The following is a 13863-nucleotide window of genomic DNA, read 5'->3' as shown; positions in this document are numbered from 1 at the left end:
GTCTAACGCGCACCAAATCCAACGATGTCCGGCGCAGCCGTGCACCGCCCGAAGCAGTCAGCTCATGGAGTGGCAAGGCCCGCCTGCTCCCGCAGCGCGTCCAGATGATCCGCCCACCACGCCATCATCCGTACCCGTTCCTCCCAATGCTCGCCCCGCAGGTACGCCCGGCGCACCTCGTTGTTCTCGGCGTGTGCGAGCTGGCGCTCGATGGCGTCAGGATTCCACCGCCCGCTTTCATTGAGAAGCGTCGAGGCGGTGGCGCGGAAGCCGTGGGCGGTGGCGATGTCGGGGCCGAAGCCGAGGCGGCGCAGGGCAAAGTTGAGGGTATTCTCGCTGATCGGCTTCTTCGCCGCGCCGACGCTAGGGAAGGCGAAATCCTCATCTGCCGTGAGCGCGTGAAGGTCGCGCAGGATGGCCACGGCTTGCGGTGGCAGCGGGACGCGGTGGGGCCGGCGCATCTTCATGCGTTCGGCCGGAATGGACCAAATTGCCTTGTCGAGGTCGAACTCGGTCCACCGCGCGGCGCGCAGTTCGCCGGGGCGTGGAAATAACAGCGGCATGAGCCGCAGCGCGGCGCGGGTCGCCGGCTGCCCCCGATAGCCGTCGATGGCCTTGAGGAGCTTGCCCAGCTCGGTCGCGGTGGTGACAGCCGATCGGTGCTGAACCTTCGGCGTGGTCAGGGCGCCACGCAGGGCGAAGGTCGGGTCGTTCTCGACGCGGGCGGTGGCGATGGCATAGCGGAAGACCGAGCCGACGACGGAGCGCATCCGCCGCGCCGTCTCATGGTGGCCTTTGGCCTCGATCTCTCGCAAGGCCTCCAGGACCAGAGCCGAGCTGACGGTCGCAATGTCCCGGTCGCCGAAATGGGGGTATGCGAAATCCAGCAGCCAGCGCCGCTTGGCGAGCGTGATATCGGCAAGCCCCTCTCGCGTGAGCTTGGCGAGATGCTCCTCGGCCACAGCGCGGAAGGTGTTGCCCGGCGCGGCCTTGGCTTCCTCTCGCGTCTGCTTCTTGAGGGCCGAGGGGTCGGCTCCATCGGCGATGAGCTTGCGGGCCTCCTCCCTGCGCTCGCGGGCCTTGGCCAGCGACACGTCGGGGTAGGGGCCGATGGCGAGGAGCTTTTCGCGCCCCTCGATGCGGTATTTCAGCCGCCACAGGCGTGAGCCGGTGGGATTGATGAGAAGGTAAAGCCCGGCCCCGTCCGCCAGCTTATAGGGCTTGTCCGCCGCCTTGGCGTTCCGGATGGCCGTGTCGGTCAGGGGCATTGGGGCGCGCCGTCAGTGGGGGTACGTTGCCGATACCCCCAAAAATACCCCCAATTTTGCCGGCTGCCAACGGATACCCCCAGACGCCCCCGGAACCTGCAGCACCGGGGAATTCAGCGTTTGCAAGGGTTTTCGGAGCTTTTTGGACCCGCTCGAAAGGGTAAATGGTGCCCAGGAGAGGACTCGAACCTCCACGGCTTTCACCACTGGTACCTGAAACCAGCGCGTCTACCAATTCCGCCACCTGGGCCCCCGCGGCCGGGGCCGAGGGAGCGCGTTTCATAAGGGGCGGGTGCGGGCCTTGTCAACGGCCGAACGCCGCGCTCCAACGACATTGGTGGCCGCGGCGGCGCCGCCTTCGGAGGATCTGCCCCCATGCCGCGGCGGCGCCGCCGCCGCCCTGCCACGGGGAAAGGGCGGCGCGGCGCGCTCAGCGGGCGAAGTTCGGCGGGCGCTTCTCGACGAAGGCGGCCATGCCCTCCTTCTGGTCGGCGAAGGCGAACTGCGACTGGAACACCCGCCGCTCGAAGCGGATGCCCTCGGTGAGCGTGGTCTCGTAGGCGCGGTTCACGCTCTCCTTGGTCTGCATGGCCACCGGCAGCGACATGTCGGCGATGGTCTTCGCCACCTTCAGCGCCTCGGCCACCAGGTCGGCGGCGGGCACGATGCGCGAGACGAGGCCGGCGCGCTCGGCTTCGGCGGCGTCCATCATGCGGCCCGTCAGGCACATTTCCATGGCCTTGGACTTGCCCACGAAGCGGGTGAGGCGCTGGGTGCCGCCGGAGCCGGGCATGACGCCGAGCTTGATCTCCGGCTGGCCGAACCTGGCGGTGTCGGCGGCGAGGATGAAGTCGCACATCATGGCGAGCTCGCAGCCGCCGCCGAGCGCGAAGCCCGCCACCGCGGCGATGACCGGCTTGCGCGCCCGCGACAGGCGCTCCCAGGAGGTGATGTAGTCGTCGAGATAGGTCTGGGGATAGGAATAGTCCTGCATCTGCTTGATGTCGGCGCCGGCGGCGAAGGCCTTCTCCGATCCCGTGAGCACCATGCAGCCGATGCCGCGGTCGGCCTCGAAGTCGTCGAGCGCCGCGTTGAGTTCGCCGATCAGCGTGGAATTGAGCGCGTTCAGCGCCTGCGGCCGGTTCAGACGGATGAGCCCGACACGCTCGTGCCGCTCCACCAGGATCGTCTCGTAAGCCATCTTGTGCCTCCCATCCCCGCCCCGTGACGCGGCGGGCCCCATGGCTTTAGAGCGAGACGGCGAAAAGGAAAAGCAACTCCCGGACCGACCCGGCCACCCCGGCGGGGCACGCCGGAGCGCGGCCCCGTTCTTGCTGCGGGGCCGGAGGAGGCGGGAGCGCCGCTGCCGGCCTGTCGCGACGCCGCCAAAGTGTCGCGCTCCCGACACGGCGCGGCCCGCCGGGCGCAAGGACAGCGGGTCATGAAGCTCATCGTCGAACGCCTGGTGGTGGAATCCCTCGTCGAGAGTTTCCCGGCCCATGCGCCGCTGCTCGACCAGGCGCGCTTCTCCTCGCGCATCGAGGTGGGGCTCGACGCCTTGGCGGCGCACGAGGTGGCGCGCCTGTCCGCGCTCCTCGCCGAAGCCGGCGGCGCCGGCGGGCAGGCCGAGCAGCTGGCGAGCCTTGCCGGCGCGCTGAGCGCCGAGGGGCGCCGCTTCGGGCCCGACGAGCTCGAGGACCTGGCGCCGGCGCTGGCGCTCTATCTGATCCGCGATGCACGGCGCGGCTGGCTGTTCCACATGAGCCCCGCCGCCAAGCCGCAGCCTTATCTCGTGACCCGCATCGACTACACCCCGCCGGGCGAGGAGGAGGCCGGGCGCATCATCATCGAGCTGAAGGCCAACAGCCGCGGCAAGGTGGCCGTGGAGCAGCTGCTGATCCGCGCCCGCGACCTCACCGGCAAGACCGCGGCGGGCCTGCTCGCCGCCAAGGGCTGGCTGAAGGAAAGCGACGGGCTGATCGCCGCCTTCGATGCCCAGGCGGCGCGCTATTTCGACTGGCGCGCCCGCTACGGCGCGCAATTCTCGGGGGTCGGCACCGGCCTGTTCGCCGAGGACCCCACCTCCAGCCGGCGCGACACCGACTGGGCGCGCAAGTCCGTGGTGGTGCTCTCCTCCTCGGGCGGCACGGCGCGCCTGGTGAACGACGAGGAGATCCTCGGCGCGCGCGCGCTCGGCCTCGATTCCTCCGGCTTCATCCTCGACAAGCTGGTGAAGCGCGCGGACAAGTACAATTTCTTCGACCGCGACACGGAAGAGGCGCTGAAGGAGGCCCAGAGCGCGATCCCCAAGGGCTGCTTCACCCAATTGCCCATCCATCCGCTGATCTTGATGTTCCACCTCGAACTGCACCATCATCTGTGGGTGCACGTGGACAACATCGCGCCCTACCAATACCAGCCGCAGATCAAGACCAAGCTGGTGCTGCCGCCGGAGCAGACCGACCTCATCGACATCCTCACCGCCGAGATGGACACGCTGATGGACGACGTGGTGGCCGGCAAGTCGGGCGGCACCACGGTGCTGTGCGCCGGCCCGCCCGGGGTCGGCAAGACGCTCACCGCCGAGGTCTATTCGGAGATCATCGGCCGCCCGCTCTACCGCGTGCATTCGGGCCAGCTCGGGCTCGACGTGGGGCAGATGGAGCAGGCGCTGAAGGATGCCCTCACCCGCGCCCAGAGGTGGGGCGCGGTGATGCTGATCGATGAGGCGGACGTCTACATCAAGCGCCGGCAGGACAACCTCACCATGAACGCGGTGGTGGGCGTGTTCCTGCGCGTGCTCGAATACTTTAACGGCCTTCTGTTCCTCACCACCAACCGCGTCGACGATATCGACGAGGCGATCGTCTCGCGCTGCATCGCCCTCATCAAGTATCACCCGCCGGGCGCGGACGACCGGCGCAAGATCTGGCGGGTGATGGCCGAGCAGTTCGGCCTCGATCTCTCCGGCGCGCTGGTGGAGGCGCTGGTGCGCCAGTTCCCGCAGGCGAGCGGGCGCGACATCAAGGGGCTCGCCAAGCTGGTGGCGAAGTTCTGCGCCCAGAAGGGGGCGCCGCCGAGCCTCGAGGTGTTCCGCCGCTGCGCCATCTTCCGGGCGCTCGACGTGCCGCCGCCGGAGCCCGACCCGGCCGGCGGGGGCGCGTGCCAGGCCCCGGCGCGCGCCCGTTAATTCGTTGGACGGGCGCGGCGGCGCTTGATTTTGGCGCCCGGCGGGGCCACCACTCGCGGCCGGCCCCGCACATCCGGACGGACGCAACGCTCATGGCACAGGCGCGCATCGGCATCCTCACCATCTCCGACCGGGCGAGCACCGGCGCCTACGAGGACAAGAGCGGCCCGGCCATCGAGGCGTGGCTGCGGCGCGCCCTCTCAAGCCCCTGGGCGGCGGACTACCGCATCATCCCGGACGGCCTCGAGAGCGTGCGCGACACGCTCCTCTTCCTGTGCGACGTGGAACGGCTGGACCTGGTGCTCACCACCGGCGGCACCGGCCCGGCGCCGCGCGACCTGACGCCCGAGGCCATGGCGGCGGTGGTGGAGAAGCCGCTGCCCGGCTTCGGCGAGCAGATGCGGCGCATCAGCCTCAATGCGGTGCCGACCGCCATCCTCTCGCGGCAGGAGGCGGGGGTGCGCGGCCGGACGCTGATCGTCAACCTGCCGGGCAAGCCGGCCTCGATCGCGGTCTGTCTCGATGCGGTGTTTCCGGCGGTGCCCTATTGCCTCGATCTGATCGGCGCGGCGCGCATCGAGACCCATGCCGAGGTGGTCGCGGCGTTTCGTCCCGCCGGCGCCTGACCCCGCCGGCCGCGGCGGGACCGGCCGAAGCGGCAGGCGCCCGGCCGCAAAAGCGAACGCCCGGGGCGCGGCGCGCTCCGGGCGTTCGGACTGTCCGATGCCGAATTGCCGGCGGGGCCGCCCTCAGGCGGCCGCGGCGCGACGGCGGGCGGGCTTCTTCGCCGGAACCGGGGCCTTCTTGCGGCTCTGGCCGAGGCCCATGTTCTTGGCGAGCTCGGAGCGCGCCGCCGCATAGGCCGGGGCGACCATGGGATAGTCCTTCGGCAGGCCCCACTTCTCGCGGTAGGCTTCCGGCGTCATGCCGTAGCTGGTGCGCAGGTGCCGCTTCAGCGACTTGAACTTCTTCCCGTCTTCCAGGCAGATGATGTATTCGGGGGTGACCGACTTCTTGATCGGAACCGCCGGCTTCTGCTCTTCGACCGGCTGGGCGGCCGGCGTCCCGAGCTGGCCGAGGACGCGATGCACCGCCTCGATCAAAGCCGGAAGCTCGGCCGCGGAGACGCTGTTGTTGCTGACATACGCCGCGACGATGTCCGCGGTGAAGTCGATATGGCTGGGCGCCTGGGCGGTGGTGGCCGTTTCGCTCACGGGTATCCCTTTCTGCATTTCCTGCTCAGCCGAGGCTGAGCAGTCGGTACCGATTCAACACAATTGTTTCACAGCGGCTGTATTAAGGCAAATTTTCTATTTTCCAAACGATTTCTCAAAACTGACCATCGCCGATGAACTCTTGCCCCAGCAGCAATCATCCCGTCTCTATGTCTCTGCCCCCCCGCATTGCGGCGCCCGCATCAGCCGGTGTCCCAGCCTAAATCGGCTGATTCGCGGAAGAATTTCCGCTGGGGCGTGCGGAACCGGAAATTGATCTTGCGCTCGCCGCAACCATCGGAACGGGAACACGGCCCGCACGGGCCCAAATGCGACGCACCGCGACAAAACTCTTTTCCCGCGCCGCGGTCCCGGCCCAGACGCGCGGCCCGGGCGCGGCGCAAGGGCGTTGGCGCCGGCGCGCGCACGCGCTACATGCGACGGCTGGGAACCTCGAGCGCCGCGCCCCCGCGCGGCCGGAACATGCCATGCCCCGCGCCGTCGCCGGCCCCGAGATCGAACGCCTGATCCAGCTCCTCGCCCGCCTGCCGGGGCTCGGGCCGCGCTCGGCGCGGCGCGTGGCGCTGCACCTCATCAAGAAGCGCGAGGGCCTCATGGCGCCGCTCGCCACGGCGCTCACCGACGCGCTCGGCAAGATCGTCGAGTGCCGGGTGTGCGGCAATGTGGACGTGCGCGACCCGTGCAGCATCTGCACCGACACCACCCGCGACCCGCTTGTGCTGGTGGTGGTCGCCGACGTCTCCGATCTGTGGGCGCTGGAGCGCGCCGGGGTGCTGAACGCGCGCTACCACGTGCTCGGTGGCGTGCTCTCGCCGCTCGACGGCGTCGGGCCGGAGGACCTCAACCTCGCCAGGCTGGTGGACCGGGTGCACCAGGACGGCGTCGCCGAGGTGATCCTGGCGCTGGGCGCCACCGTGGACGGCCAGACCACCGCCCATTACCTCACCGATCTGCTGCGCGATCTGCCGGTGAAGGTCACCCGCCTCGCCCAGGGCGTGCCCATGGGCGGCGAGCTCGATTATCTGGACGAAGGCACGCTTTCGGCCGCCATCCGCGCCCGCACCCGGATGTGAGGAGCGCGCCAGCGCCTGCGCGCGGGAAGGGGTTCAGAACCGCGTGGTGAGTTCGGTGAGCCAGGCCGGCGAGAGATCGACCAGCACCGTTTCCAGGCGCTTGTCGAGCCCGGTGAGGATCATCAGCGCGACCGCGACGAGCAGGCCCCCCAGCGCCGCCTTGGCGTTCCTGCCGGCGGCGAGCAGGCGGTTGCGCACCCCCATCAGCGTCTCGCGCGAGAGCAGGCCCAGCAGCACCAGAGGCAGGCCCGCGCCGATGCCGAAGGCCAGCATGGTGAGGCCCACCTGGCCGAGATCCTGCCCCTGGGCGGCGAGCACGGAGGCCGCCCCGAGGGTCGGCCCGACGCAGGGGCTCCACACCGCGCCGAGCAGCAGCCCCACCAGGAACTGGCCGTTGAGCCCCGACGTGGAGAAGCCGCCGAACCGCTCCTGGGTCCATTGGCCGGCGGGCCCGGCGGCGGTGGCGAGCCGGGTCTGGAGCGGCGGCAGCAGGAGCACGAGCCCGAGCGCCATCAGCAGCAGCGCCGCCACCATGCGGAAGAAGCCGGCGTCGAGGCCGATGGAAAAGCCGAGGGTGGCCACGAACAGGCCGATGGCGGTGAAGGACAGAGCAAGTCCCGCCGCCAGCGCCACGGGGCCGAAGCGATGCTCCGCGGTGGCGGCGCCGAGCACGATGGGAACGAGCGGCAGCACGCAGGGCGACAGGATGGAGAGGATGCCGGCGAGCAGCGCGAGCAGCAGCGTTCCCACGGACGGCGCGCCTCACAGCGCCTTGTCGAGGAGCGCCTCGATGGCGGGCTTGCGCGTGTCGCCCACCGAGCGGGCTCTCTCCGTCTCGCCCCTGAAGACGATGAGCGTGCTCTGGCTCTGCACCTTGAGGGCCCGCAGCGCCTCCTTCTGGGTGTCGAAGTCCACTTCGAGGATGATGAGATCCTTGAACTTCGGATCCTTGCGGAGCTCGAGCAATATGGGGCGCTGGGCGCGGCAGGTGGGGCACCAGGGGGCGAACACGTCCACCAGCACCGGCTTGCCGGTGGCCTTGGCCGCCGCGAAGGCCTCCGGCGAGAACGGCTTGGCGCCGAGTTCCTGGGCCCTGACGGCAGCGCCGTCCGGGCCCGCGACGGCGACGCCGACCGCGAACAGCGCGGTCAGGAAGACAGCTGCGAGCGCGACGATCAGGACACGACGGGGCATGTGAACCTCTTGCCAAGGAGCGCTCGGAAACGGCGCCGACATACCCATTCGGCTGGACCGCGGGGAAGGTTACGCGCTCACGCGAACGTGACCGCGGCCATAAGGCGGTCTAAGGCAGGACGCTCTTATGCAAGGCGCACGCGCGCGGGGCGCCAGCGCGGCGCCGCTTCGGCGCCCACGCCTTCGGCGGGCCGGGCCAGCCCCGGTCCAGCCCGCAATCGTGCACAAAATTTATGCGCAAGGAAAGCGGGGGGGCGCCGGGGCCCCGTCCGGCGGCGTCCTTCCGGGCGCCGGCGGCGCCGGCCTTAGAACTCCACGTCCAGTTCTTCGAGCTCCTCGGGCTCGCCGAGGGCGCCCGCGATCCACTCCTGCATGTGCTGCGAGCCCATGATCAGGTCGCGGTAGGCGGCGCAGGGGGCGTCGAGCGCCACGTCATAGGTGGCGAAGCGCGAGCAGACGGGCGCATACATGGCGTCCGCCAGCGTGGCGTGCTGGCCCATGAGGTAGGGCCCGCCATGGGCCGTGAGGCAGCCGCGCCAGATGGCGACGATGCGCTCGATGTCCGCCTGGGCGCCGGCCCACACCTTGAAGCCGGGATAGCGCGCCTTGATGTTCATCGGCAGCGCCGAGCGCAGGTTGGCAAAGCCCGAATGCATTTCGCCCGAGATCGACAGGCAATGCGCCCGCGCCGCGCGGTCCTCAGGCAGCAGGCCGGCCTGGGGGAACACCTCGTTGAGATAGGCGGCGATGGCGAGCGTGTCCCACACCGTCACCCCCTCGTGCACCAGGCGCGGCACCAGGAAGGAGGGGGAAAGCAGCAGCAGCTCCGCCTTGGCGTCCGGATCGTCCACCGGTACGCGCTCCTCCTCGAAGACGAGCCCCGCCATCTTGCACAGGAGCCAGCCGCGCAGCGACCAGGACGAGTAGTTCTTGCTGGAGATGGTGAGCGTTGCCATTGTTCCCGCGCGCCTTCCGTCCCGACCTTGTGGTTTCCGCCGGCCCGGCCCGAGTGAACCACCCGAAGCCGCGCCGGCTCAAGCCTCAAAATTTGAGCACGAATTCGCTGATCTGCTCATGCGGCAAGCAGACCCGCCCGTCTTCGCGCGGACCGATCCAAGCATCCGCCCGAAAACCGGGTGATGACGACTTGATCGGTTTGGTTGCGTGTTGCATTGCATCACGCGTCGTTTCAATATCGCTGGAACTGCTACTACCTCCCAGGGTCGCTGAAAAGATCGAAAGCGGCCCTGCGACAATAACTTAAGGTTCCGACGTCCGCGGGGGGCGCCGGCTTTCCGGAAGGCGCGGAACAGAAGGGTTCTTCAAGAACATGCCTGAGCTTTCCCCCTCGTCCACCTGCGCCGGGCGGCTCGGCCGCGTGGCGTGCCAGCGCCGGCGGCCATGATGTATCTCGCCTATCAGACCCGGGCGGACCTCATGGAGCCGCTCCGCCTCATCGCGGGCCTGGCGCGTCAGACCCTCACCGGCCCGCTGGTCAACGGCTACGGCCATGCGGGCCTGCGGCATCTGGCGGCGGCCTACGAGATGATCGAGCGCGCGGGCCTCACCCACGGCCGCCCGGATTTCGGCATCCGCTCGGTGCAGGTGGGCAACCGCGAGGTCCAGGTGGTGGAGGAGCGGACCAAGGTCCTGCCCTTCGGCACCATGCTGCGCTTCCGCAAGGACGTGGAGATCGCCCAGCCGCGCGTGCTCGTGGTGGCGCCTTTGTCCGGCCATTTCGCGACGCTGCTGGTCAACACCGTGAAGACGCTTTTGCCCGACCACGACGTCTACATCACCGACTGGCACAATGCCCGCGACGTGCCTTTGTCCGAGGGGCCGTTCGCCTTCGACGATTATGTGGAGCACATCATCAAGTTCCTGGAGCACCTGGGCCCGGGCGCGCATCTGCTCGCCGTGTGCCAGCCCTGCGTCCAGGCTCTGGTCGCGGCCGCGGTGATGGCGCAGGAAAACAACCCGGCGACCCCCGCCTCCATGACGCTGATGGCCGGCCCGATCGACTGCCGGGTCAACCCCACGGTGGTCAACAAGCTCGCCACCTCGAAGCCCATCAAGTGGTTCGAGCGCAACCTCATCTCCAAGGTGCCGCGGGGCTTTCCCGGGGTCGGGCGGCGGGTCTATCCCGGCTTCATGCAGCTCACCGCCTTCGTCTCCATGAACATGACGCGGCACCTCAAGGCCCACATGGAGCTCTACAACCACCTCGCCGAGGGCGAGGTGGAGAAGGCCGAGGCGGCCAAGACCTTCTACGACGAATATTTCGCGGTCCTCGACCTGGACGCCGACTTCTACCTGGAGACCGTCCAGTACGTGTTCCAGGACTACAAGCTGCCCAAGGGCGAGCTGACCTACCGCGGCAACCCCATCGACTTCCGCGCCATCCGCCGCACCGCGCTGCTGACCGTGGAGGGCGAGCGCGACGACATCTGCTCGCTCGGCCAGACGGTCGCCGCGCAGGACATCTGCTCGGCGCTGCGGCCGCACAAGAAGCGCCACCACATGCAGGCGGGCGTCGGCCATTACGGCGTGTTCTCCGGCCGCAAATGGGCGGGGCAGGTCTACCCCATCGTGCGCAACCACATCCTCGCCAGCGACTGAGGGGACCCGGCTCCCTTTAGAGCACGCGCCGATCAGCTCGCACCGCGAGCTGATCGGACAACGCGTTCTCTTTCATCGATTGAGAGGGCGATTCACCGATCAAATTGAGTCAATTTGATCGGATCGCGCGCTCGTCGAGCCGCCGTCATGCCCCGGCTCGTCCGGGGCATCCACCGGGCCGCTTGCTCCGCTCTGGACAGGCGAGCGCCGGCCTGGCCGCGCCGTGGATCCCCCGCGCAAGGCGGGGGATGACGCGCGGATGGAAATCGGCGGCGCGCGCAGAAGACCGCCGGTTGCCCGCGGCCTTCAGGCGCGAGCCATGCGCGATTCGGCCTTCCGCACCCCACCTCGCGTGCGGTATGCGCAGGCGATGCTTTCCGCTGCCGTCCCGCCCCATCCCCCGCGCCTCACCGCCCATTCCGACTTCACGCTGTTCTGGATCAGCCGCGTGGCGTCCGCGCTCGCCTTCCAGATGCTCGCGGTGGCGGTGGGCTGGATGGTCTACGACCTGACCCGCAGCGCGCTGGCGCTCGGCCTCGTCGGCCTGTTCCAGTTCCTGCCGCTGCTGCTGCTGACCCTGGTGGTGGGGCAGGTGGCCGACACCTTCGACCGCCGCTTCATCGTCATGGTATGCCAGGCGCTCGCGGCGGCGACGCTGGCGCTGCTGGCGGCGGGCCTCGTCTCGGGGCAGGCGGGCGTGACGGCGCTGTTCGCGGCGGTGAGCGTGATCGGCGCCACGCGCGCCTTCGAGCACCCGACGCTGTCGGCGCTGCTGCCGGGCCTGGTGCCGCCGGAGCTGCTGCCGCGCGCGCTCGCGGTCTCGTCCTCGGCGATCCAGACCGCCACCATCGCCGGCCCGGCGCTGGGCGGGCTTGCCTACGCCATCGCGCCCACCGTCCCGATCGCCGCGGCGGCGACGTGCTACGGCCTCGCCGCGCTCGCCATGGCGCTGGTGCGCCACCGGCCGGCGCGGGCCGCGCGCGGGCCGATCTCGCTCGACACGCTGTTCTCCGGCCTCGCCTTCATCCGCCGCAGCGAGGTGGTGCTCGGCTCGATCTCGCTCGACATGTTCGCGGTGCTGCTGGGCGGCGCCACGGCGCTGCTGCCGATCTTCGCCAGCGACGTGCTGCATGTGGGCGCGGAGGGCCTCGGGGTGCTGCGGGCGGCGCCGGCCGCCGGCGCGGTGGCGATGGCGTTCGTGCTCGCGCGCCTGCCGCTGGTGCGGGCGGTGGGCCCGGCCATGTTCGGCGCGGTGGGGGTGTTCGGCCTCGCCACCATCGTGTTCTCGCTCTCCACCAGCTACTGGCTCTCGCTCGGCGCGCTGTTCGTGCTGGGGGCGGCGGACAATGTGAGCGTCGTCATCCGCTCCTCCCTGGTGCAGCTGTCCACCCCGGACGAGATGCGCGGCCGGGTGAGCGCCGTGAACTCGCTCTTCATCGGCACCTCGAACCAATTGGGCGAGTTCGAATCGGGGGTCACCGCGGCGCTGCTCGGCGCGGTCGGCGCCGGGCTCCTGGGCGGGGTCGGCACGATCCTGGTGGCGCTCGCCTGGGTGCGGCTGTTTCCCGCTCTGTGGAAGATCGACGAGATGCCGGCCCGGCCCCAGCCCCCGCCGGCGCCGCCGAAGATGGCTGGAATCGCCTGATTTGCCGGCTCTTTTCCGGTTCCTCGGTTGACGCGCCGTGCGGCTTTTCCCATGGTGCGCCCGCCGCCCGGCCCCCTTCGGGCCGGCGCGCCTGTCCCGCGCTGACCCGAGGAGTTTTTCGCCATGAGCGACTGGCCGGTCCACGCCAAGATCGACGGACCCATCGTGATGATCGGTTTCGGCTCCATTGGCCGGGGCACGCTGCCGCTGATCGAGCGGCACTTCGATTTCGACCGCGAGCGCATGGTCGTGATCGATCCCGTGGACGCCCATCGCAAGCTGCTGGATTCGCGCGGCATCCGCTTCATCCAGGCGGAGGTGACGGCGGAGAGCTACCGCGATCTGCTGACCCCGCTGCTCACCAACGGTCCCGGCCGGGGCTTCTGCGTGAACCTGTCGGTGGACGTGTCCTCGGTCGCCGTCATGGAATTGTGCCGCGAGCTCGGCGTGCTCTACATCGACACCGTGATCGAGCCCTGGAAGGGCTTCTATTTCGACGAGACCATGGATACCGCCGCGCGCACCAATTACGCGCTGCGCGAGAGCCTTCTCGCCGCGCGCCGGCGCAATCCCGGCGGGCCGACGGCGGTCTCCACCTGCGGCGCCAATCCCGGCATGGTGTCCTGGTTCGTGAAGCAGGCGCTGCTCAACATCGCCCACGACACCGGCCTCGACCGGCCCGAGCCGGCGAGCCGCGAGGAATGGGCGCAGCTCGCCCGCGGCCTCGGGGTGAAGGGCATCCACATCGCCGAGCGCGACACCCAGCGCGCGCGCGAGCCCAAGGTGATGGGCGAGTTCTGGAACACCTGGTCGGTGGAGGGCTTCGTCTCCGAGGGCCTGCAGCCGGCCGAACTCGGCTGGGGCACCCACGAGAAGACCCTGCCGCCGGACGGGCGCACCCACGCCGCCGGCTGCGGCGCGGCGATCTATCTGCTCTCGCCCGGCGCGGCCACCCGCGTGCGCTCCTGGACGCCGACGCCCAAGGCCCAATACGGCTTCCTCGTCACCCACAATGAGAGCATCTCGATCGCCGACTACCTGACGGTGCGCGACGGCGCCGAGGTGCTCTACCGGCCGACCTGCCATTATGCCTACCACCCCTGCAACGACGCGGTGCTGTCGCTGCACGAGATGTTCGGCAATGGCGGGCACTTCCAGGAGAAATGGAAGATCCTCGACGAGCACGAGATCGTCGACGGCATCGACGAGCTGGGCGTGCTGATCTATGGCCACGCCAGGAACGCCTACTGGTTCGGCTCGCAGCTCTCGATCGAGGAGACGCGCGAGCTCGCGCCCTACCAGAACGCCACCGGCCTGCAGGTGACCTCGGCCGTGCTCGCCGGCATGGTGTGGGCGCTCGAGAACCCGAACGCGGGCATCGTCGAGGCGGACGAGATGGACTTCCGCCGCTGCCTCGAGGTGCAGTTGCCCTATCTCGGCCCGATGGTCGGCATCTATACCGACTGGACCCCGCTCACCGGCCGCCAGAAGCTGTTCCCCGAGGATCTCGATCTGGAAGATCCCTGGCAGTTCAAGAACATCATCGTGCGCTGAGGCGACCGCGCGCAAACGGTTCCGGGGGCCGCCCGCGCCGGCGCCCCCGTTCGATGCGCCGGACCGGCGGGGGCGAAAATGGCGT

The 13863-nt window shown here is 69.5% G+C and carries 12 protein-coding genes and 1 tRNA gene; 6 read left to right on the top strand and 7 right to left on the bottom strand.

Annotation, left to right across the window (positions count from 1 at the left end):
• Window positions 1-62: 62 nt before the first annotated feature.
• The 3 genes from ABLE88_RS13575 to ABLE88_RS13565 form a co-directional block, all read right to left on the bottom strand.
• Window positions 63-1268, bottom strand: coding sequence for a tyrosine-type recombinase/integrase (locus ABLE88_RS13575; protein WP_348832230.1), 1206 nt, complete (start codon window positions 1266-1268; stop codon window positions 63-65).
• A gap of 165 nt (window positions 1269-1433) precedes the next feature.
• A tRNA-Leu gene (locus ABLE88_RS13570) sits at window positions 1434-1518 on the bottom strand.
• Between the two features lie 180 nt (window positions 1519-1698).
• Complete coding sequence (locus ABLE88_RS13565) at window positions 1699-2469, bottom strand: enoyl-CoA hydratase (protein WP_348832229.1); 771 nt, start codon at window positions 2467-2469, stop codon at window positions 1699-1701.
• Window positions 2470-2709: 240 nt separating this feature from the next.
• Between ABLE88_RS13565 and ABLE88_RS13560 the strand changes: the two genes are divergently transcribed.
• Window positions 2710-4458, top strand: coding sequence for an ATP-binding protein (locus ABLE88_RS13560; protein ID WP_348832228.1), 1749 nt, complete (start codon window positions 2710-2712; stop codon window positions 4456-4458).
• A 92-nt stretch (window positions 4459-4550) separates the two neighbouring features.
• A complete protein-coding gene (gene mog, locus ABLE88_RS13555; RefSeq protein ID WP_348832227.1) occupies window positions 4551-5084 on the top strand; it encodes a molybdopterin adenylyltransferase in 534 nt (177 codons plus the stop codon).
• A 123-nt stretch (window positions 5085-5207) separates the two neighbouring features.
• Here the strand turns inward: mog and ABLE88_RS13550 are convergent, their stop codons facing one another.
• Window positions 5208-5672: a Ros/MucR family transcriptional regulator gene (locus ABLE88_RS13550; protein WP_510182898.1), complete on the bottom strand. Its 465-nt coding sequence runs from the start codon at window positions 5670-5672 to the stop codon at window positions 5208-5210.
• A 488-nt stretch (window positions 5673-6160) separates the two neighbouring features.
• Between ABLE88_RS13550 and recR the strand changes: the two genes are divergently transcribed.
• A complete protein-coding gene (gene recR / locus ABLE88_RS13545; RefSeq protein ID WP_348832225.1) occupies window positions 6161-6766 on the top strand; it encodes a recombination mediator RecR in 606 nt (201 codons plus the stop codon).
• Between the two features lie 33 nt (window positions 6767-6799).
• On the opposite strand, the gene ABLE88_RS13540 is transcribed toward recR, so the two are convergent.
• The 3 genes from ABLE88_RS13540 to ABLE88_RS13530 all read right to left on the bottom strand — a co-directional run bounded on the left by ABLE88_RS13540 (window position 6800) and on the right by ABLE88_RS13530 (window position 8916).
• A complete protein-coding gene (locus ABLE88_RS13540; RefSeq protein ID WP_348832224.1) occupies window positions 6800-7516 on the bottom strand; it encodes a cytochrome c biogenesis CcdA family protein in 717 nt (238 codons plus the stop codon).
• 12 nt (window positions 7517-7528) lie between these two features.
• The gene (locus tag ABLE88_RS13535) at window positions 7529-7960 is read right to left on the bottom strand and encodes a thioredoxin family protein (protein ID WP_348832223.1); all 432 of its coding nucleotides are present in this window, start codon (window positions 7958-7960) and stop codon (window positions 7529-7531) included.
• 305 nt (window positions 7961-8265) lie between these two features.
• Window positions 8266-8916, bottom strand: a complete 651-nt coding sequence (locus ABLE88_RS13530) for a glutathione S-transferase family protein (protein WP_348832222.1) — start codon at window positions 8914-8916, stop codon at window positions 8266-8268.
• A gap of 445 nt (window positions 8917-9361) precedes the next feature.
• Here ABLE88_RS13530 and ABLE88_RS13525 point away from each other — a divergent pair, with 445 nt between their 5' ends.
• From ABLE88_RS13525 to ABLE88_RS13515, 3 genes are all read left to right on the top strand, one after another.
• The gene (locus ABLE88_RS13525) at window positions 9362-10579 is read left to right on the top strand and encodes a polyhydroxyalkanoate depolymerase (RefSeq protein ID WP_348832221.1); all 1218 of its coding nucleotides are present in this window, start codon (window positions 9362-9364) and stop codon (window positions 10577-10579) included.
• A 319-nt stretch (window positions 10580-10898) separates the two neighbouring features.
• A complete protein-coding gene (locus ABLE88_RS13520) occupies window positions 10899-12224 on the top strand; it encodes an MFS transporter (RefSeq protein WP_348832220.1) in 1326 nt (441 codons plus the stop codon).
• Between the two features lie 123 nt (window positions 12225-12347).
• Window positions 12348-13778 carry a homospermidine synthase gene (locus ABLE88_RS13515; protein ID WP_348832219.1) on the top strand — a complete coding sequence of 477 codons (1431 nt, stop codon included), beginning with the start codon at window positions 12348-12350 and terminating at the stop codon, window positions 13776-13778.
• Window positions 13779-13863 lie beyond the last annotated feature (85 nt).

It is taken from the genome of Xanthobacter luteus, from assembly GCF_040049235.1.
Taxonomy (GTDB): Bacteria; Pseudomonadota; Alphaproteobacteria; order Rhizobiales; family Xanthobacteraceae; genus Xanthobacter.
Note: the sequence above shows the minus strand (reverse complement) of the source record. Positions and strands in the feature narration are given on the sequence as shown.

Bases quoted from the DNA above. Each gene is read 5' to 3' on its own strand.
- ABLE88_RS13575 (WP_348832230.1), bottom strand. From the start codon at position 1,268: ATGCCCCTGACCGACACGGCCATCCGGAACGCCAAGGCGGCGGACAAG.
- ABLE88_RS13565 (WP_348832229.1), bottom strand. From the start codon at position 2,469: ATGGCTTACGAGACGATCCTGGTGGAGCGGCACGAGCGTGTCGGGCTC.
- ABLE88_RS13560 (WP_348832228.1), top strand. From the start codon at position 2,710: ATGAAGCTCATCGTCGAACGCCTGGTGGTGGAATCCCTCGTCGAGAGT.
- mog (WP_348832227.1), top strand. From the start codon at position 4,551: ATGGCACAGGCGCGCATCGGCATCCTCACCATCTCCGACCGGGCGAGC.
- recR (WP_348832225.1), top strand. From the start codon at position 6,161: ATGCCCCGCGCCGTCGCCGGCCCCGAGATCGAACGCCTGATCCAGCTC.
- ABLE88_RS13535 (WP_348832223.1), bottom strand. From the start codon at position 7,960: ATGCCCCGTCGTGTCCTGATCGTCGCGCTCGCAGCTGTCTTCCTGACC.
- ABLE88_RS13530 (WP_348832222.1), bottom strand. From the start codon at position 8,916: ATGGCAACGCTCACCATCTCCAGCAAGAACTACTCGTCCTGGTCGCTG.
- ABLE88_RS13525 (WP_348832221.1), top strand. From the start codon at position 9,362: ATGATGTATCTCGCCTATCAGACCCGGGCGGACCTCATGGAGCCGCTC.
- ABLE88_RS13520 (WP_348832220.1), top strand. From the start codon at position 10,899: ATGCGCGATTCGGCCTTCCGCACCCCACCTCGCGTGCGGTATGCGCAG.
- ABLE88_RS13515 (WP_348832219.1), top strand. From the start codon at position 12,348: ATGAGCGACTGGCCGGTCCACGCCAAGATCGACGGACCCATCGTGATG.